This is a genomic window from Povalibacter uvarum (assembly GCF_014202975.1).
In the GTDB taxonomy this organism is placed as follows: Bacteria; Pseudomonadota; Gammaproteobacteria; order Steroidobacterales; family Steroidobacteraceae; genus Steroidobacter; species Steroidobacter uvarum.
This window is the reverse complement of sequence record NZ_JACHHZ010000006.1, coordinates 77,637-94,419: the sequence shown is the minus strand read 5'-3', so window position 1 is coordinate 94,419 and position 16,783 is coordinate 77,637. Positions and strand designations below refer to the sequence as shown.

The 16,783-nt window shown below is 63.5% G+C and carries 19 protein-coding genes; 8 read left to right on the top strand and 11 right to left on the bottom strand.

Features of this window, described 5'->3' with window-relative positions; all coding sequences use genetic code 11:
- Positions 1-61: 61 nt before the first annotated feature.
- Positions 62-601: a peroxiredoxin gene (locus HNQ60_RS22785; protein ID WP_184335087.1), complete on the bottom strand. Its 540-nt coding sequence runs from the start codon at positions 599-601 to the stop codon at positions 62-64.
- 262 nt (positions 602-863) lie between these two features.
- Between HNQ60_RS22785 and HNQ60_RS22780 the strand changes: the two genes are divergently transcribed.
- A complete protein-coding gene (locus HNQ60_RS22780) occupies positions 864-2,057 on the top strand; it encodes a patatin-like phospholipase family protein (protein WP_184335086.1) in 1,194 nt (397 codons plus the stop codon).
- Here HNQ60_RS22780 and mgtE read toward each other — a convergent pair.
- From mgtE to HNQ60_RS22735, 9 genes are all read right to left on the bottom strand, one after another.
- Positions 2,025-3,380 carry a magnesium transporter gene (mgtE, locus tag HNQ60_RS22775; RefSeq protein ID WP_184335085.1) on the bottom strand — a complete coding sequence of 452 codons (1,356 nt, stop codon included), beginning with the start codon at positions 3,378-3,380 and terminating at the stop codon, positions 2,025-2,027. The genes HNQ60_RS22780 and mgtE overlap by 33 nt on opposite strands.
- A 199-nt stretch (positions 3,381-3,579) precedes the next feature.
- Positions 3,580-4,452 (bottom strand): RNase adapter RapZ, encoded by an 873-nt coding sequence (gene rapZ, locus HNQ60_RS22770; protein WP_184335084.1) that lies wholly within the window; start codon positions 4,450-4,452, stop codon positions 3,580-3,582.
- Positions 4,453-4,606: 154 nt separating this feature from the next.
- Positions 4,607-4,924 carry a ribosome hibernation-promoting factor, HPF/YfiA family gene (hpf, locus tag HNQ60_RS22765; RefSeq protein ID WP_184335083.1) on the bottom strand — a complete coding sequence of 106 codons (318 nt, stop codon included), beginning with the start codon at positions 4,922-4,924 and terminating at the stop codon, positions 4,607-4,609.
- A gap of 124 nt (positions 4,925-5,048) precedes the next feature.
- The gene (locus HNQ60_RS22760) at positions 5,049-6,497 is read right to left on the bottom strand and encodes an RNA polymerase factor sigma-54 (protein ID WP_184335082.1); all 1,449 of its coding nucleotides are present in this window, start codon (positions 6,495-6,497) and stop codon (positions 5,049-5,051) included.
- Positions 6,498-6,570: 73 nt separating this feature from the next.
- Positions 6,571-7,296, bottom strand: coding sequence for an LPS export ABC transporter ATP-binding protein (lptB, locus tag HNQ60_RS22755; RefSeq protein WP_184335081.1), 726 nt, complete (start codon positions 7,294-7,296; stop codon positions 6,571-6,573).
- A complete protein-coding gene (locus HNQ60_RS22750; protein ID WP_184335080.1) occupies positions 7,293-7,961 on the bottom strand; it encodes an LptA/OstA family protein in 669 nt (222 codons plus the stop codon). The genes lptB and HNQ60_RS22750 overlap by 4 nt, the downstream gene beginning before the upstream one ends.
- The gene (gene lptC, locus HNQ60_RS22745) at positions 7,939-8,490 is read right to left on the bottom strand and encodes an LPS export ABC transporter periplasmic protein LptC (RefSeq protein WP_184335079.1); all 552 of its coding nucleotides are present in this window, start codon (positions 8,488-8,490) and stop codon (positions 7,939-7,941) included. Before lptC ends, HNQ60_RS22750 begins: the two co-directional genes overlap by 23 nt.
- A 43-nt stretch (positions 8,491-8,533) precedes the next feature.
- Positions 8,534-9,028 (bottom strand): KdsC family phosphatase, encoded by a 495-nt coding sequence (locus HNQ60_RS22740; RefSeq protein ID WP_184335078.1) that lies wholly within the window; start codon positions 9,026-9,028, stop codon positions 8,534-8,536.
- On the bottom strand, positions 9,028-10,011 hold the full coding sequence (locus tag HNQ60_RS22735) for a KpsF/GutQ family sugar-phosphate isomerase (protein ID WP_184335077.1): 984 nt from the start codon (positions 10,009-10,011) through the stop codon (positions 9,028-9,030). Before HNQ60_RS22735 ends, HNQ60_RS22740 begins: the two co-directional genes overlap by 1 nt.
- 150 nt (positions 10,012-10,161) lie before the next feature.
- Here HNQ60_RS22735 and HNQ60_RS22730 point away from each other — a divergent pair, with 150 nt between their 5' ends.
- Both HNQ60_RS22730 and murA read left to right on the top strand, forming a co-directional pair.
- Positions 10,162-10,410 carry a BolA family protein gene (locus tag HNQ60_RS22730; RefSeq protein WP_184335076.1) on the top strand — a complete coding sequence of 83 codons (249 nt, stop codon included), beginning with the start codon at positions 10,162-10,164 and terminating at the stop codon, positions 10,408-10,410.
- A 2-nt stretch (positions 10,411-10,412) separates the two neighbouring features.
- On the top strand, positions 10,413-11,681 hold the full coding sequence (murA, locus tag HNQ60_RS22725) for a UDP-N-acetylglucosamine 1-carboxyvinyltransferase (RefSeq protein ID WP_184335075.1): 1,269 nt from the start codon (positions 10,413-10,415) through the stop codon (positions 11,679-11,681).
- Here the strand turns inward: murA and HNQ60_RS22720 are convergent.
- Positions 11,678-12,592 (bottom strand): S1C family serine protease, encoded by a 915-nt coding sequence (locus HNQ60_RS22720; RefSeq protein WP_221304403.1) that lies wholly within the window; start codon positions 12,590-12,592, stop codon positions 11,678-11,680. The two genes, murA and HNQ60_RS22720, sit on opposite strands and share 4 nt — an antisense overlap.
- Before the next feature lie 470 nt (positions 12,593-13,062).
- On the opposite strand from HNQ60_RS22720, the gene petA reads away from it, so the two are divergent.
- The 5 genes from petA to HNQ60_RS22695 all read left to right on the top strand — a co-directional run bounded on the left by petA (position 13,063) and on the right by HNQ60_RS22695 (position 16,776).
- Positions 13,063-13,662 carry a ubiquinol-cytochrome c reductase iron-sulfur subunit gene (gene petA / locus HNQ60_RS22715; RefSeq protein WP_184335073.1) on the top strand — a complete coding sequence of 200 codons (600 nt, stop codon included), beginning with the start codon at positions 13,063-13,065 and terminating at the stop codon, positions 13,660-13,662.
- Positions 13,662-14,915, top strand: coding sequence for a cytochrome b (locus tag HNQ60_RS22710; RefSeq protein ID WP_184335072.1), 1,254 nt, complete (start codon positions 13,662-13,664; stop codon positions 14,913-14,915). Before petA ends, HNQ60_RS22710 begins: the two co-directional genes overlap by 1 nt.
- The gene (locus HNQ60_RS22705; protein WP_221304402.1) at positions 14,902-15,666 is read left to right on the top strand and encodes a cytochrome c1; all 765 of its coding nucleotides are present in this window, start codon (positions 14,902-14,904) and stop codon (positions 15,664-15,666) included. Before HNQ60_RS22710 ends, HNQ60_RS22705 begins: the two co-directional genes overlap by 14 nt.
- Before the next feature lie 71 nt (positions 15,667-15,737).
- Entirely contained in the window at positions 15,738-16,334 is a 597-nt protein-coding gene (locus tag HNQ60_RS22700; protein WP_184335071.1) for a glutathione S-transferase N-terminal domain-containing protein, read from the top strand.
- Between the two features lie 19 nt (positions 16,335-16,353).
- A complete protein-coding gene (locus tag HNQ60_RS22695; RefSeq protein ID WP_184335070.1) occupies positions 16,354-16,776 on the top strand; it encodes a ClpXP protease specificity-enhancing factor in 423 nt (140 codons plus the stop codon).
- Positions 16,777-16,783: the final 7 nt, after the last annotated feature.

The window sequence follows — 16,783 nt, the reverse complement described above, 5'->3', positions numbered from 1 at the left end:
GAAAAAAGGCCGGCTAACGCCGGCCTCTCTGATTTTCTGGCTCGCTGCTCGTTGCTCGCCGCTAACTAGCCTTCTTCTGCAGCTCCTTGATGTCATTCAACACCACCTGCGAGTGCCCCTTCGGATCCACGTCCATGTAGTGCTTCACGACTCGCCCCTGGGGGTCGATCAGGAAGGTGTCGCGACGGGCGGCTTCGAGGGTGCCGAAGAATTTCTTCAGGACGCCGTATTCCTTCGCGGTCGCCTTCGTGGAATCCGCGAGGATCGGGAACGGCAGGCCGTGCTTCTCGGAGAACTTCTTGTGCGATTCGACGTCGTCGACGCTGATGCCGAGGATCACGGCGCCGGCTTCGCGGAACGCGAAAATGTTGTCGCGGAACTCGCACGCCTGGGTCGTGCAGCCCGGTGTCTGATCCTTCGGATAGAAGTACAGCGCGACCCACTTGCCGCGGTAATCCTTCAGCTCGTGCCACTTGCCGTTCTGATCCTGCAGACGGAAAGCGGGCGCCGCGCTGCCGAGTTGCGGCTCTGCATGCAGCACGGCGAACCAGGCCAGCAGCATCCCGAAGGTCAGGGCGCGGAGGGCGGGGATACGGTTCATGGAAGCTCCACGGTATGTAACAAGGGTCGATGACGGCTGGCGGCGTCAACGCCGGCCTGCGATGGCACTGTGCCATACTAATCCTGAACCGACGGCAACTCACGCCTGCTTGAGGCGTTACGCTGCCATGCGATTCACTGCACACAATAGCCAGACGCACGACAGGCGCAGGACTTGGAAGCGGGTAGGGCGGACTGCTTTGACCACCGAGTTTGATTCATCGAAGCTGGATTCATCCAATCTGGATCCATCCAGAGGGGGCATGAAGCTCGGATTGGTGCTGCCGGGCGGCGGTGCACGTGCGGCATACCAGGTCGGTGTGCTGCGTGCGATCGCCGATCTGCTGCCGGCCCGCGCGATCAATCCGTTTCCCGTGATTACAGGCACATCCGCCGGGGCGGTGAATGCCACCGCGCTGGCGGTTCACGCCGACCGCTTTCGCGTCGCCGTCGGCAACCTCGAGCGCGTGTGGCGCAATTTCCAGGTCGAACAGGTGTTCAGGGCGGATACCGCGAGCATGATGCGGTCCGGCCTGCACTGGCTGTTCGCCATGATGTCGGGCGGCTGGCTGCTGCCGCCGCCCAAATCCCTGTTCGACAATTCGCCGCTGCGCGAGCTGCTCAAGGAGCAGTTCGATTTCGCCCGGGTGAGCAAGTCCATCGAAGCCGGTCAGCTCGATGCGCTGTCGATCGCCGCGGCCGGCTACATCACCGCCCGGTCAGTGTCGTTTTACGAGAGCAAAGCCGGCAGCGTTCCCTGGGCCCGGTTGCGGCGTGTCGGTGAACCGGCGCAGCTCTCGCTCGATCACCTGATGGCGAGCGTGGCGGTTCCGTTCCTGTTTCCGCCGGTGCTCATGGGCAACGAGTACTACGGTGATGGCGCAATGCGACAGGCCAGTCCGTTCAGTTCCGCGATCCATCTCGGCGCCGACCGGTTGCTCGTGATCGGTACGCGCAACGAGTCGCATGTCGTCTGTCCGCAGCCGCCGGTCTGTCCGACGTTCGGCCAGATCTTCGGCTACATGCTCGATGCGTTGTTCACGGACGGTCTGTATGCCGACATGGAGCGTCTGACGCAGATCAACAACCTGCTCGACAATGGGTTGCCGGCGCAGCAGGGCGAGCTCCATCTGCGCAAGATCAATCTGCTGGTGATCCTTCCCAGCCGCGACATCTCTGAGATCGCCCGGCATCACGTGGGGTCGTTGCCGCGCGCGCTGCGTGTGCTGCTTCGAACGATGGGTGCGTTGAACACCGGCGGAGGACAGCTGATGAGCTACCTGCTGTTCCAGGACAGCTTCACGCGCGAGCTGATCGCGCTGGGTTATCAGGATGCGATGAAGCGGTCGGAGGATCTGCTCGCGTTCATCGGCGGCTTCTCGGTGGCGTCGACCGGCGCGACTGGCGTCATGCGCCGCTTGTCGTCACGTCAGGAACAGAGTGCCGAGACCCAGTAGCGACGCGAAGCCGATGCAGTCGGTGAACGTCGTCAGGATCACGCCACCCGCGAGCGCGGGATCGACTCCGAAGCGCTTGAGAACCAGCGGGACGCTGACGCCTGTGATGGCGGCGGCGAGCAGATTGATCATCAATGCTCCACAGATGATCGCGCCGATTTTCCACTCGTGAAACCACAGTCCCGCCGCCAGGCCGACGAGGCCGGCGACGAATAGTCCGTTGAACATGCCGACGAGGATTTCGCGGATCAGCAGCCAGCGGGCGTTCGCATCCTCGACCTGGCCCAGCGCGATACCGCGGATGATGAGCACCAGGGTCTGACTGCCCGCGATGCCGCCCATGCTGGCGACGATCGGCATCAGCACGGCGAGCGCCACCACTTTTTCGATCGTGGCCTCGAACAATCCCACGACATTGGCAGCGAGGAATGCAGTAGCGAGATTGACGCCCAGCCAGACGGCACGCCGACGGGCGCTGCGCACGACGCCGGCGAACATGTCCTCGTCCTCGTCGAGGCCGGCCATGCTCAGGACGGAGTGATCGGCCTCTTCGCGGATGACGTCGACGACGTCGTCGATGGTGATGCGGCCGAGCAGCTTGCCGTCCGAGCTCACGACGGCCGCGGACACGAGGTCGCGGTCTTCGAAGAGCTTCGCGACTTCGCGGGCCGGCGCTTCAGGGGCAATACCCTCGACGGTCGAATCCATCACTTCGCCGACCGTCCGCTCCGGGTCTTCCGTCAGCAGCCGGGTGAGATCGAGCCCGCCGAGATACTGATCGTATCGATTGACCACGAAGAGCCGGTCCGTGCGGTCGGGCAGTTCGGCCCGCATCCGCAGGTAGCGGATGACCACTTCCAGTGTCACGTCCGGACGGATCGTGACAGCGTCGAGATTCATGAGGCCGCCGGCGCTGTCCTGCTCAAATCCCAGCACCGCGCTCAACCGTTCGCGGTCCTGAGCGTCCATCGACCGCAGGACGCGCTCATTCAGCGTCTCGGGCAGGTCCCCGATGAGGTCGGCGAGGTCGTCGACTTCCATGCCTTCGGTCGCGGCGATGAGCTCGTCCGCGTCCATGCCGCCGATCAGCTCGGCCCGCACTTCCTCGTTGAGCTCGACGAGCACATCACCCTCGAGCTCGGGATCGACGAATTCCCAGACGATTTCACGCTTGGCGGGCGGCAGCGATTCGATGAGCGAGGCAATTTCCGCCGGGTGCAGGGAATTGATCATGCGCTGACCGTGGCGCATGGTTCCCCGCTCGAGCGCGCTGCGCAGCGCGGCGAGTCGGCTGATTTTGGTGACTGGAGCCTCGGTCGTCATCGGTGCAAAGCTGCTGGCCCACCGCGAAGTGGCGCGCAGTGTAGCGGGTGAGGTGCATGTGCTCTACCCGCAGCAGCACGGAAGACGCGGAAGAAGAGTTTCCATGGGGAACACGGGGTTTCACGGGGAATGATTTTTCTGCTCTGACCCTGTGCGCCCCGTGTTCCCCGTGGAGATTCCGGTTCCGGTGATTGGCCTCTCAGCGCTTGCTCGCGTCGCCGACGACCTGGTGGCGGGCGTGCACGAGTGCATAGCGTTTCGCGAAGTGTTCGGCGAGCCGCTCCACGAGATACACCGAGCGATGCTGTCCGCCGGTGCAGCCGATGGCGATCGTGAGATAGCTGCGATTGGTGCGGACGAACTCGGGAATCCAGTGCTCGAGGAAGCCGACGATGTCGGCGAACATCTTCGCGACCACCGGATGGCGTTCGAGATATTCGGCGACCGCGGGATCGCGGCCGGTCATGCGGGCGAGACCGGGTTCCCAGTAGGGGTTCGGAAGACTGCGGACATCGAATACGAAGTCGGCGTCGTCGGGCACGCCCTGCCGGTAGGCGAACGATTCGAAGAGGATCGACAGGCGACCCTCGGTTCGCCCGGCAACGCGCTGGCGAATCAGCTCCCGTAGTTCATGCACGCTCGTGCGGCTGGTATCGATGACCAGGTCCGCCGCATCGGCGATCGGCTGGAGCAGGTTGCGCTCCTGGCGAATGGCGTCGATCAGGCCGGTCCCGTCGTGGCTGAGCGGGTGGCGCCGACGCGTTTCGCTGTAGCGCTTCAGGAGAATGTCCTCGTCGGCGCGCAGGAACAGGACTTCGCAGCCGACGCCGCTGCGCTTGAGCTCGTCCACGAGCTTGGGGACTGATGCGATCTCGGTCGGTCGATTGCGGGCATCCACGCCGACGGCAGTCGATCCGTAGGTCGGTTCCTGCGACCGCACGGTGTGCGAAATGAACATCGGCAGCAGGCCCGCCGGAATGTTGTCGACACAGTAGTAGTCGAGGTCCTCGAGCATATGCAGCGCAACGCTCTTGCCGGACCCGGACAGGCCGCTAACGATGACGAGACGCATGAAGGATGATCGTGAATGACTGACGGTTGGAACGAAATGGAACAGCGCCGGGGCGCGCTGCGATTATCGCTCCTGAGGTGGCTTCCGCCCAGTCTTACGACATTGGGCGGGAGAGACCAGCGGCGGTGACCGTCTCACCGCCGCTGGTCGGGGGTCATGCGCCGTTCTTGGGGGCCGGCACGGCGTGATGATCGACGAGCTTTTCCTTGTGTTTCTTGACGCGGCGGTCGAGCTTGTCGGCGAGCGCATCGATCGCGGCGTACATGTCTGCTTCGGTTGCGTCCGCGTAGACCGTGGCGCCCCGCAGGGCGACCGTGGCTTCGGCCTTATGTCGCAATTTCTCGACCGTCAGGATGCAGTGAACGTCTGTAACGTGGTCCGAATGCCTGACGATTCGGTCAAGCTTCTTTTCTACGTAGCCCTTGAGGGATGTCGTGACATCCACATGGTGACCCGTGACGTTCAATTGCATGGCGCCTCCTACAGGCAAGTCCGGCAGAGGAATGAACCATCGACCCGGTCTTACTGCCATCGCACCGGTCGATCTCAAGATCTGACGCTGCTCTCGGCTGCTCGTTGCGGTCCTTAAAAACCTTTCACCTGACGGGAACCCGTTTGCGATCGCTGGAGGGCGGAATGCCCAGCGCCTCGCGGTACTTGGCCACGGTGCGTCGCGCGACCTGCACGCCTTCCTGCGACAGGATCTCCGCGATGCGGCTGTCCGACAGGGGCTTGTCCGCATCCTCGGCGGCGACGAGCTTGCGGATCTTGGCGCGGATGGCGGTCGACGACATTTCGGTGCCGTCGCTCGCCGCCACGTGGCTGGAAAAGAAATAGCGGAATTCGAACACGCCACGATGCGTATGCATGTACTTGTTCGTCGTGACGCGCGAAATCGTGGATTCGTGCATCTCGACGGCTTCCGCGACATCCTTCAGGATCATCGGCTGCATGTATTCGTCCCCGTTCTCCAGGAACGCGGACTGCCGCTGCACGATGCAGCGCGCCACCTTCAGCAGCGTTTCGTTGCGGATTTCCAGGCTGCGAATCAGCCAGCGTGCTTCCTGCAGCTGCGTGCGCAGCATTGCGTGGTCGGACGAGCGGCCGATGAGGCCGGCATAGCTCTGGTTCACGCGGATGCGCGGCAGGCTTGCCGGGTTGATGTCGACGGCCCAGCCGCCTTTTTCGGTCCGGCGCACGAAGACGTCGGGAACGATGTACTCGGCGGGAACGGAATGGACACTCGAGCCCGGCCGAGGCTGGCACGCGCGCACGAGAACGAGCGCATGTTCGAGCTCCTCTTCCGACACTCGCAGTTGTCGTCGCAGCAGCGAGTACTGCTGGTCGGCGACCTGGTCGAGGTAGCCCGCGGCAATGGCAAGGGCGGTTTCGCGACCCGGCGTGTCCGGGTCCAGCTGACGCAGTTGCAGTTCGATGCATTCACTGACCGAACGCGCCCCGACGCCCGCCGGGTCCATCGCCTGCACGTGCAACAGCACACGTTCGACGTCGGCGATGGTCGCGACGGTTTCGGGCTGGAGATTGCTGGCGATTTCCTCGAGCGGCTCGATGATATAGCCGTCGTCGTTGATCGCATCGATGATGGCCGCGCCGATGCGCATGTCGCGCTCGTCGAGCCGCGACATTTCGAGCTGCCAGGTCAGGTGTTCCTGGAGCGTCTCGCCGCTGGTGTCGGAGAAGTCCTGCTGCTGATCGTCGCCGGACCAGGGCGTTTCCGACTGGCCCGTGACCTGGCTGTCACCCCAATCCTGCTCGGGTGTGTCGGCTTCGCGCTCGGTCTCGGGACTCTCGACGGTCTGAGTCGGAGCGGCGCTTTCGAAGGTCTGCTGATCGACGATGGTGTCGCCGGTTTCGAGGCTGCCGGCCTCGTCCTCGGACTCCAGCATCACATTGGATTCGAGCGCTTCGCGAATCTGCGCCTGCAGTTCGAGCACCGGCAGCTGGAGCAGGCGAATGGCCTGTTGCAGCTGCGGGGTCATCGTGAGCTGCTGGCCGAGTCTTAGCTGCAGTGCGGGTTTGAGCATTCTTTGGGCAGTACCGGGTTCGTTCGCTGCCCTGAAGGCGGCGCAGACTCAACGCAGCCTCAAGGCAGGATCCTCACAAACGGAAATCCTGGCCCAAGTACACCTCACGAACCTCCTTATTGGCAAGGATCTCTTCCGCAGTCCCGGAAGCGATGACGGACCCGCCGCTCACGATGTAGGCCCGGCCGCAAATTCCCAATGTTTCCCGGACGTTATGATCGGTTATGAGCACGCCGATATTGCGCGCGGTCAGGTGCCGGATGATGCGCTGGATATCCAGAACCGAAATCGGGTCGACGCCCGCGAAGGGTTCATCCAGCAACATGAATTGCGGCTCAGCAGCAAGCGCCCGCGCGATTTCGACACGCCGCCGCTCACCGCCCGACAATGCCTGACCGACGCTGTTGCGAATGTGAGCGATGTGCAGTTCCTCGAGCAGCGATTCGAGAATTTCGTCGCGCTTCTCGCGGTTGAGCTCCGAACGCGTCTCGAGAATCGCCATGATGTTCTGCGCGACGGTGAGTTTGCGGAAGACGGATGCTTCCTGCGGCAGATAGCCGAGACCCAATCGCGCCCGACGATGCACCGGCAGCTTCGATATGTCGTTCTGATCGAGAATGACACGGCCGGCGTCGAGCGGTACGAGTCCCACGATCATGTAGAACGCCGTCGTCTTGCCGGCGCCGTTCGGGCCGAGGAGGCCCACGACCTCGCCGCTCGAGATCTCGATCGAGATGTCCTTGACGACTTGCCGCGACCGATAACGTTTGGCGAGTCCTTCGACGACCAGACGACTCATTCGGCGGTTCCGTCTTTCTCGGGCGGCGGTTTGTTTTGCGAACCAGGGAGCGCGGGGACACTGCCGGGCTTGATGGTGATGTTCACGCGACCGCCGTTGCCTCTCGTTGCGCCGGGATTCACCACGACGCGTTCGTCGTTCAGGTTGTAGACCACCGTGTCGCCGCGGAACTCGTTGCCGCCGTAGCTGAACCAGACGTCCTGGGTCATCTTCACAGTGCCCTTGCCGAAATCGTACTCGATCACTTTTGCGCGGCCGCTGACTTTCTTGTCCGCGGTCGCATCGAGCTGCTCGAACTGCGCAGGCGCGCCTTTCACTGTCGCTTCGGACACCCGGCCGCTGGCAAACAGCGCATCTGCCGTGTCGGCGCGCAGGTCGGCTTTGTTCGAACGGATGTGAACCCCGCGCTCGAATGTCCAGCGACTGCGATCGGTCTGCAGCCCGTTCACCGTCGCCTTTTCAGCCTCCATCGACATGTCGGCTTGCGTGATGCGGACGTTTCCCGTCAGCACGTGCACGTCATCGCGCAGGTTGGAGTCCTGCAGATCGGCGCTGATGTTGATGCCTTCGGTGCTGGGCGTTGCCGCGTGCACCGGCAGTGACGGGGGGAGCAGGATGCCCATCACGAGGGCAGCGTACCCATCAGCCCTTGTCGGTGCGGCCATTCACAGCCTCCATTCGCACTCGTTCGGTATTGAGGTCGGCTTCGAATCGCTTCACGTCCATCGCATAGGCGCCGAAGCGGATCGTGACGGGCGACGTCGTGGTGTAGGCGATGTTCTTCTCGCTGTCGATGCTCAGCTCCTGGGTGCGCAGGAAAGTCGTTGCCGGACCGTCGGTCGGCTTGAGCTCCACGTTGCCCATGAACTGGATGATGTGCGAATCGGCCGGCACGACTCCACGCTGGGCGGACAGGAACCACTGCTTGTCCGGCACCTTGAGGTAATCGACGCGGACGTTCGAAAGTTCGATGCCATCGTCGTTCGGCTGCTGTTCGATGCGATTGGCGATCAACCGGATTTCCGGATTGCCTTCAGGCGTGGTTTCCGTGATGACGGCGTCCTTCAGATAGTAGGCAGGCTGCGACGGCGTCTCCTGCGCGCCAACGGACGAGGAGTCACGTCGCGACGCCACGCCGAAGGCGATCACCAATGCGGCGAGGACGGCGGCGATCCAGATCCAGCTCCAGTTCATAGCGAGCAGAAGCGGATAGCGGATAGCGGACAGCGGATAGGCGTCACTTGCGTTGGGACTCCAGAATTAGGTCGCAGATCTCACGCACCGCGCCCTGACCGCCAGGCGCCTGCGTAATGAAGTGGGCATGCGACTTCACGCTCGTATGGGCATCCGCGACGGCGACTGCCAGCCGCGCCACCTCGAAGATCGGCAGATCGGCCCGGTCATCGCCAATGCTCGCGACCGCCTGGGGGCCGAGTCCGAGGATATCCAGGAGTTCGCGCAGCGCCGCCAGCTTGTCTTCGATTCCCTGACGTACCCAGGTCACTCCAAGTTCCGCCATCCGCCTCTCGACCGCACGCGACTGGCGGCCCGAGATCACGGCGATCTGCAGACCTGCCTTGAGCAGCTGGACGATGCCCGCGCCATCGCGCACATGGAACGATTTCATTTCTTCGCCCCGGGCGGAGAAGTACAGGCGCCCGTCGGTCAGGACGCCGTCGACGTCGAGAACCAGCAGGCGGATGTCTCGGGCGCGTTCGACCAACGTGTCCACTACATGACTCCGGCGCGGAACAAGTCGTGAACGTTCAACGCGCCGACGAGCCTGCCTTCGGCATCGATGACGGGCAGGGCCGTGATGCGGCTCGAGTCCATGATCTGCACGGCTTCGGCGGCGAGCATCCTGGCCTGGGCGGTTTTGGGGTTGCGCTTCATCAGGTCACCCATCCGGGATTGATGCAGATCGAACGGCTTCTCGAGGAGTCGCCGCAGATCGCCGTCCGTGAAGACGCCGAGGAGCCGGCCCTGGGCATCGACGATCGTCGTGAGGCCGAGGCCCTTGGCGCTCATCTCGGTGAGACCGTCATGCAATGAAGTGTCGACCGTCACACGCGGCAATTGTTCACCGCTGCGCATCACGTCTTCGACATGGAGCAGGAGCTTCCGGCCGAGGCTGCCGCCCGGATGCGATCGCGCAAAGTCTTCTTCGGTGAAGCCCCGCGCGTCGAGCAGCGCAACCGCGAGTGCATCGCCCATCGCGAGTGTCGCGGTGGTGCTGGCCGTCGGCGCCAGATTGAGCGGACAGGCTTCCTGCGCAACGCTGACGTCGAGCACGACATCGGCGGCCCGGGCCAGGGTGGACTGCGGCTTGCCGGTCAGGGCGATCAGGCCGACACCCAGTCGCTTGATGACCGGCAGGATGGACACGAGCTCGGCCGTCTCCCCCGAATTCGACAGCGCCAGGACGACGTCGTGGGCAGTGATCATCCCGATGTCGCCGTGGCTGGCCTCCGCGGCATGCAGGAAGAACGAGGGCGTGCCCGTGCTGGCGAAGGTCGCGGCGATCTTGTCGCCGATATGGCCGGATTTGCCCATGCCGGTCACGACGACCCGGCCGGTGCACGAATCGATCAGCTTGCACGCGGCCACGAACGCATCGCCGAGGCGTACGCCCAGCGCCGCAATTGCCGCGGATTCGACGTTGAAGACCTGCTGCGCGCGGGAGATCAGTTTTTCGCCACTGAGCGTCGCTTTCATGGCCGCATCATAACGCGGGAAGTTCGCCGGGAGGGTGTCTCCGCTGCAGAACAATCCGTCGCGTTCCTTTAATATCGCTGAACTCCCCGCTGCGCCCGCGTCGCTCGCGAGCCGCAAGTTTTTTCGAACTCTTTCGCGAAGTACCAGGCAATGAATGCATCCGAAGTCAGAACCCTGATCGAAGCCGGGCTTCCCGGTGCGCAGGTACGTGTTGTCTCGGACGACGATACGCATTTCGAAGCGATCATCGTCGCTTCCCAGTTCGAGGGTAAGCGGACGCTGCAGCGTCACCAGCTGGTCTACGGCACGCTGGGCGCACTGATGGGACGCGAGATCCATGCGTTGACCATGCAGGTTCATGCCCCGTCTGAAACGCCGGCTCTGCCACTGGACGCCTGATCATGGACAAACTGCAGATCAAGGGCGGCACGCGTCTCGACGGCGAGGTCAAGATCTCGGGGGCCAAGAACGCGGCGCTACCCATCCTCGCGGGAACGCTGCTGGCCGAAGGCCCGGTCTCGATCGGCAACGTGCCGCACCTGCGTGACGTGACCACGATGATCCAGCTGCTGGGCAGCATGGGGGTCAGTGTCACCATCGACGAGAAAACACGCGTGGAAGTCGATGCGTCGACGGTTACCGAATGTGTCGCGCCGTACGAGCTGGTTCGCACGATGCGCGCGTCCATTGTCGTGCTGGGTCCGTTGCTGGCGCGCTTCGGTCGCGCCGATGTCTCGTTGCCCGGCGGATGCGCTATCGGCGCCCGGCCCGTGAACATTCACGTCGCCGGTCTGCAGGCAATGGGAGCCGAAATTCATATCGAGAATGGCTACATCCGTGCCCGCGCGGATCGGTTGAAGGGAGCGAGGCTCGTGCTCGAGACGGTCACCGTGACCGGCACGGAGAATCTGCTCATGGCCGCAACGCTGGCGGAAGGGCAGACCATCATCGAGAACGCGGCGCGCGAGCCCGAAGTGGTGGATCTCGCGGATTTCCTCATCGCGATGGGCGCGAAGATCCGCGGCGCAGGCACCGACACCATCATCGTCGACGGCGTCGAAAAGCTGCATGGCGCGAGCTATGACGTGCTGCCCGATCGCATCGAGACCGGCACATTTCTCGTTGCCGGCGCGATTACCGGCGGGCGCGTGAAGGTCAAAGGTGCACGCGCTGAGCATCTCGATGCAGTGCTCGGCAAGTTGCGCGAAGCGGGCGCCGTCATCACGACCGGCGACAATTGGATCGAACTGGATATGCAAGGCCGCAGGCCGAAGGCCGTGGATATAAGAACCGCGCCGCATCCAGCATTCCCCACTGACATGCAGGCTCAGTTCGCAGCGCTGAATACGATCGCGGACGGCGTCGCGACGGTGACGGAGACGATCTTCGAGAACCGCTTCATGCACATGCTCGAAATGCGGCGTCTCGGTGCGGACATCCGGATCGAAGGCAATACCGCGATCATTCGCGGCGTGCCGCAACTGACCGCGGCTCCGGTGATGGCCACGGACCTGCGGGCATCGGCGAGCCTGGTGCTGGCTGGTCTGGTCGCGCAGGGCACGACGGACGTGCTGCGCATCTATCACATCGATCGCGGCTACGAGCGGATCGAGGAGAAGCTCGAACAGCTCGGCGCGCAGATCAAGCGAGCTGCGGGCGGGAGCACCTAAGGCGCTGGTTCATCGCTGCGCCGTTCTTCGAGCGTGGCACGCGCGGTGAGTGACTGATCGCCGCGACGGAACCGGATTTCGATTTCGGATCCGGGCGGCATGGCGGCGACCTGGGTGAGTGCTTCCTGATCGGTCAGGATCTGCCGGCCGTTGATTTCGACGATCAGATCGCCGGGACGCAGGCCGGCACGCTCGGCCGGGCTGCCGCGATCGATCACTCCGACGACGGGCGCACTGAAGCGGCGATTCGGATCGCCGATGACATGCACGCCCAGCCAGCCGCGCCGCACCCGGCCATGGGTGATGATCTCGCTCATGACGCCGCGCACGAGATTCACCGGAATCGCGAACCCGATGCCTTCCGTGCCGAGCTGCTGCGCGAGCACCGCCGTGTTGATGCCGATGAGATCGCCATCGACGTCGATGAGCGCGCCGCCCGAGTTGCCGAAGTTGATCGCGGCGTCGGTCTGGATGAAGTCGGCGAAAGTCGCGAGGCGCAGGCTGCCGCGACCGATGGCGCTCACGATGCCTTGAGTGACGGTCTGGCTGAGGCCGAGAGGATTGCCGATCGCGAGCACGACATCCCCGGCCCGCAATTCATCGGAGCGTCCGAGCGGCATCACCGGCAGCCCGGGAAGATCGACCTTCAGTACCGCAAGATCAGTATCGGCATCGGTGCCCACGACCGTCGGCGTGGCCACCCGGCCATCCGCGAGCTGCACACGAATTTCACTCGCATCCCGGATCACATGGTGATTCGTCACGATATGCCCGGCGGCATCGACGATGACGCCGGAGCCGAGGCTGCTTTCCACGCGCCTGCGAACAGCCGGCAAATTCTGTTCGTAGAGCGGTCGGGTGGCCTGGGGCCGGACCGTCGTGCTGACGACGCGAGCCGTATAGATGTTCACGACGGCCGGTGCCGCTCGCGAGACTGCGTCCGCGTATGACCTGCGGGGCTGGACCGTGGCCGGGTCCGTCTGCGTGCTGGAAGGGAGGGGCGCTGTGGGGGCGCTATTGGCCGCACGGCCCGGGAGATTCGAGCGCACCACGAGAAAAACGCATGCGACCGCGAGTCCGATCAGCGCCCACTTCAGCAAAAAGACCAAGCTCTGTTTCAGCGTTGCCATGGATGCGGATTGCAGGGACTCGGCGCGGCCAGCATCGCCATGCCGGGACATGCGGGGCGCTTCAAAGCGCGGTATTCAATGTGTGTATAATGCGGAATTCCTTCAGGGTTTGGAAATTTCGCGGCAGACGCATGCGCCATCGACGCCGGCTGTCTGCGAAGCAGCGGTCGCGTGATGCGCGTCACACACCCTGAAAGTCGGGGCTTACAAAGGGGCCAGCCCGCATTGTGCGGAGCCAGCGGAGATCGTTGATGAGTGAAGAGCATGTCGACCGCAGCAGGAGACACTTCCTGCTGGTTGCAACGACGGTAACTGGTGTGGCTGGTGCGGCGTTGACCGCCGTGCCCTTTCTCGCATCATGGAAACCCAGCGCTCGCGCACAGGCGCTCGGCGCGCCGGTCGATGCCGACGTCAGCAAGCTGGAGCTGGGCGCCATCGTCAAGGTGAACTGGCGCGGTCAGGCGATCTACATCGTCCGCCGCACACCCGAGATGCTTGCGACCCTCACGACCCCGGCCGTGCTGGATGTCCTGCGCGATCCGGATTCGAAAGAGTCCGAGCAGCCGGAATACGCAAAGAACGCGACGCGCGCCCTGAAGGATGAATACCTCGTGCTCGTGGGTGTCTGCACCCACCTGGGCTGCGCGCCGCTGGATCGCTTCCAGCCGCAGGATGCCCAGCTCGGTGCCACCTGGCCGGGCGGCTTCTATTGTCCGTGTCATGGATCGAAGTTCGATCTGGCCGGCCGCGTCTTCAAGGACGTTCCCGCTCCGACGAACCTCAGAATTCCGCCGTACCGCTTCGTCAACGAAGGCGTCATCCAGATCGGCACTGATACGGAGGCTGCCTGATGAGCGCACTGCCTGAGTCGAAGCCCACGCGGCTCGACGCCCTCGTTTCCTGGATCGATGCGCGTTTCCCGATGACGCGCTTCATGAAGGAACACGCAAGCGAGTACTACGCGCCGAAGAATTTCAACTTCTGGTACTACTTCGGTTCGCTGGCGCTGGTCGTTCTGGTGCTCCAGATCGTCACCGGCATCTTCCTGACGATGAATTACAAGCCCTCGGCGGCGGAAGCATTCGCTTCGGTCGAGTACATCATGCGGGATGTCGAATGGGGCTGGCTCATCCGCTACCTGCATTCGACGGGTGCTTCCGCGTTCTTCATCGTGGTCTACCTGCACATGTTCCGCGGCATCATGTACGGCTCGCACAAGAATCCGCGCGAGCTCGTGTGGATCTTCGGCATGCTGATCTACCTGTGCCTGATGGCCGAAGCCTTCTTCGGCTACCTGCTGCCGTGGGGCAACATGTCGTACTGGGGCGCGCAGGTGATCGTGTCCCTGTTCGGCGCGATTCCGGGGATCGGCGAATCGCTCGTGGAGTGGATCCGCGGCGACTACTACATCTCCGACATCACGCTGAACCGCTTCTTCGCACTGCACGTCGTTGCGCTGCCGATCGCGCTGATCTTCCTGGTCATCGCGCACATCTTCGCGCTGCACGAAGTAGGTTCGAACAACCCCGACGGCGTGGAGATCAAGAAGGTGAAGGGTCCGGACGGCCATCCGGTCGACGGCATCCCGTTCCACCCGTACTACACGGTCAAGGATCTGGTGGGCTTCATCGTGTTCGCGGCGCTGTTCTCCTGCGTCTTGTTCTTCGCACCGGAGATGGGCGGCTACTTCCTCGAGCACGCCAACTTCGAACCTGCCGACGCCCTGCGCACGCCTGAGCACATTGCACCGGTGTGGTACTTCACGCCGTTCTACGCGATCCTGCGCGCGATCCCGGACAAGCTGATCGGCGTGATCTGCATGGGTCTGGCCGTCGTGGCGTTCTTCTTCCTGCCCTGGCTCGATCGCTCGAAGGTGAAGTCGATCCGTTATCGCGGCTGGCTGTATCGCGGGTTCCTGATCGCGTTCGCGATCAGCTTCCTCGCGCTCGGCTACCTCGGCCTGCAGCCGGCGACGCCTGAGGCCACCAACGCGGCCCGGATCTTCTCCGTCATCTACTTCGCCTTCTTCATTCTGATGCCCTGGTACACGCGAGCCGATCAGACTCGGCCGGTGCCGGAACGAGTGACCTATGATGCTCATTAAGAAGCCAGTCATTGCTCTTGCGCTGGGTCTCGCCCTGGCCGCACTGCCCGTCGTCGGCAGCGCGTCGGAGGCGGGTGGTCTGTTGCAGGCAGCCCGTAACGACGTCAGCAACGTCGCGTCGCTGCAGCGTGGTGCCCGCAACTTCGTGAACTATTGCCTGGGTTGCCACTCGGCCAAGTACGTTCGCTACAACCGTCTGGCAACCGACCTCGGTCTCTCGGAAGCCCAGGTGATGCAGAACCTGATGTTCACCGGGGAACGACCGCACGACACCATGCGTATCGCGATGAAGACGGAGGACGCGCGCCACTGGTTCGGCACGCAGCCGCCGGATCTGAGCCTGATCGCACGTGCCCGGGGCGCCGACTACTTGTACACGTTCCTCAAGTCCTTCTACCTGGATCCCACCCGCACGACCGGTGTGAACAACACCATGCTGCCGGGCACGGCGATGCCGCATGTTCTGTGGGAGCTGCAGGGCTACCAGAAGGCCGTGTACGAAGGTCAGAGCGATGCCGCTCACGATGCCGTGCACAAGAAGTTCACGGGCTTCGAGCTCGTTCAGAAGGGCAGCCTGACGCCGCAGGAATACGATCAGTTCGTGCGCGACACCGTGAACTTCCTGGACTACATCGGCGAGCCGGTGCAGCTGAAGCGCCAGAGCCTGGGTCTGAAGGTACTGGCGTTCCTGGCGGTGTTCTTCCTCTTCGCGTATTTCCTCAAGAAGGAGTACTGGAAGGACGTGAAGTGATTTCCTGGCGCCGCGCCTGAAGTGCGCGGCGCTGCGATCGCTCGACGTTCCACCGGACAAACCCGCACGTGATGACGCTCTTCTCCAAGGCCGACGACGTGTGGAGTCACCGCACGCGGATCGTGCTGGCCGAGAAGGGCATCCATGTCGAAGCGATCGACGTCGATGACGGCAATCTTCCCGAAGACCTCCTCGATCTGAATCCCTACCACAGCGTTCCGACGCTCGTGGATCGCGATCTCGTGCTCTACGACTCGCGCGTCATCATGGAGTATCTCGACGAGCGCTTCCCGCATCCGCCCCTCATGCCGGTGGATCCGGTCGCGCGTGCGCAGTTCAGGCTCGCGCTGTACCGGATCGAGCGCGACTGGTACGGGCTCGTCGGGCAGATCAACGATCCCGACAAGAAAGTGGGCGTGAAGGCACGCAAGGTCCTGCGCGACAGTGTGCTTGCGAGCGCGGATGTCTTTCAGGCCAAGCCGTTTTTTCTTTCCGACGAGTTCTCGCTGGTCGACGCGACGATCGCGCCCGTGTTGTGGCGGCTCGCGCTCTGGGAGATCGACCTGCCGCCGCAGGCGCAGGCCATTACGCGTTACATGAACCTCGTGTTCTCCCGGCCGGCGTTCAGGCACAGCCTCTCGCGTGTCGAGCAGGACATGCGCGCATAGAGGCGATGAGCGAATACTGATGAGTGATGCGCCAATCCTCCGGTCGCGGCGACCCTACCTGCTTCGGGCAATGCACGAATGGATCTCGGACAACCAGCAGACGCCGCACATCGTCGTCGACGCCAGCGTGACGGGCGTGGAAGTCCCGCGCCAGTACGTGCAGGACGGCAAGATCATTCTCAATGTCAGCGTGAATGCGACCAGCGGCCTGAACCTGGGCAATGACGGCGTCGTCTTCCGTGCGCGGTTCGGCCCGTCGACCTACGACGTGAGCGTGCCGATCGCCGCTGTGCTGGGCATTTACGCCCGCGAGACGGGGCAGGGCATGATCTTCTCGGAGGCCGACGCCCCTCCGCCGCAACCGCCACCCGCGGAGGCACAGTCGACGGGCGCGCCAGAGCAGCCCAAGAAGGGCAAGCCGACGCTCAAGGTCGTGAAATAGCGGCCCC

Excerpts from the sequence above, each read along its gene's own strand:
- HNQ60_RS22785 (WP_184335087.1), bottom strand. The coding sequence starts at position 601 with ATGAACCGTATCCCCGCCCTCCGCGCCCTGACCTTCGGGATGCTGCTG.
- HNQ60_RS22780 (WP_184335086.1), top strand. The coding sequence starts at position 864 with ATGAAGCTCGGATTGGTGCTGCCGGGCGGCGGTGCACGTGCGGCATAC.
- mgtE (WP_184335085.1), bottom strand. The coding sequence starts at position 3,380 with ATGACGACCGAGGCTCCAGTCACCAAAATCAGCCGACTCGCCGCGCTG.
- rapZ (WP_184335084.1), bottom strand. The coding sequence starts at position 4,452 with ATGCGTCTCGTCATCGTTAGCGGCCTGTCCGGGTCCGGCAAGAGCGTT.
- hpf (WP_184335083.1), bottom strand. The coding sequence starts at position 4,924 with ATGCAATTGAACGTCACGGGTCACCATGTGGATGTCACGACATCCCTC.
- HNQ60_RS22760 (WP_184335082.1), bottom strand. The coding sequence starts at position 6,497 with ATGCTCAAACCCGCACTGCAGCTAAGACTCGGCCAGCAGCTCACGATG.
- lptB (WP_184335081.1), bottom strand. The coding sequence starts at position 7,296 with ATGAGTCGTCTGGTCGTCGAAGGACTCGCCAAACGTTATCGGTCGCGG.
- HNQ60_RS22750 (WP_184335080.1), bottom strand. The coding sequence starts at position 7,961 with ATGGCCGCACCGACAAGGGCTGATGGGTACGCTGCCCTCGTGATGGGC.
- lptC (WP_184335079.1), bottom strand. The coding sequence starts at position 8,490 with ATGAACTGGAGCTGGATCTGGATCGCCGCCGTCCTCGCCGCATTGGTG.
- HNQ60_RS22735 (WP_184335077.1), bottom strand. The coding sequence starts at position 10,011 with ATGAAAGCGACGCTCAGTGGCGAAAAACTGATCTCCCGCGCGCAGCAG.
- HNQ60_RS22730 (WP_184335076.1), top strand. The coding sequence starts at position 10,162 with ATGAATGCATCCGAAGTCAGAACCCTGATCGAAGCCGGGCTTCCCGGT.
- murA (WP_184335075.1), top strand. The coding sequence starts at position 10,413 with ATGGACAAACTGCAGATCAAGGGCGGCACGCGTCTCGACGGCGAGGTC.
- petA (WP_184335073.1), top strand. The coding sequence starts at position 13,063 with ATGAGTGAAGAGCATGTCGACCGCAGCAGGAGACACTTCCTGCTGGTT.
- HNQ60_RS22710 (WP_184335072.1), top strand. The coding sequence starts at position 13,662 with ATGAGCGCACTGCCTGAGTCGAAGCCCACGCGGCTCGACGCCCTCGTT.
- HNQ60_RS22705 (WP_221304402.1), top strand. The coding sequence starts at position 14,902 with ATGATGCTCATTAAGAAGCCAGTCATTGCTCTTGCGCTGGGTCTCGCC.
- HNQ60_RS22700 (WP_184335071.1), top strand. The coding sequence starts at position 15,738 with ATGACGCTCTTCTCCAAGGCCGACGACGTGTGGAGTCACCGCACGCGG.
- HNQ60_RS22695 (WP_184335070.1), top strand. The coding sequence starts at position 16,354 with ATGAGTGATGCGCCAATCCTCCGGTCGCGGCGACCCTACCTGCTTCGG.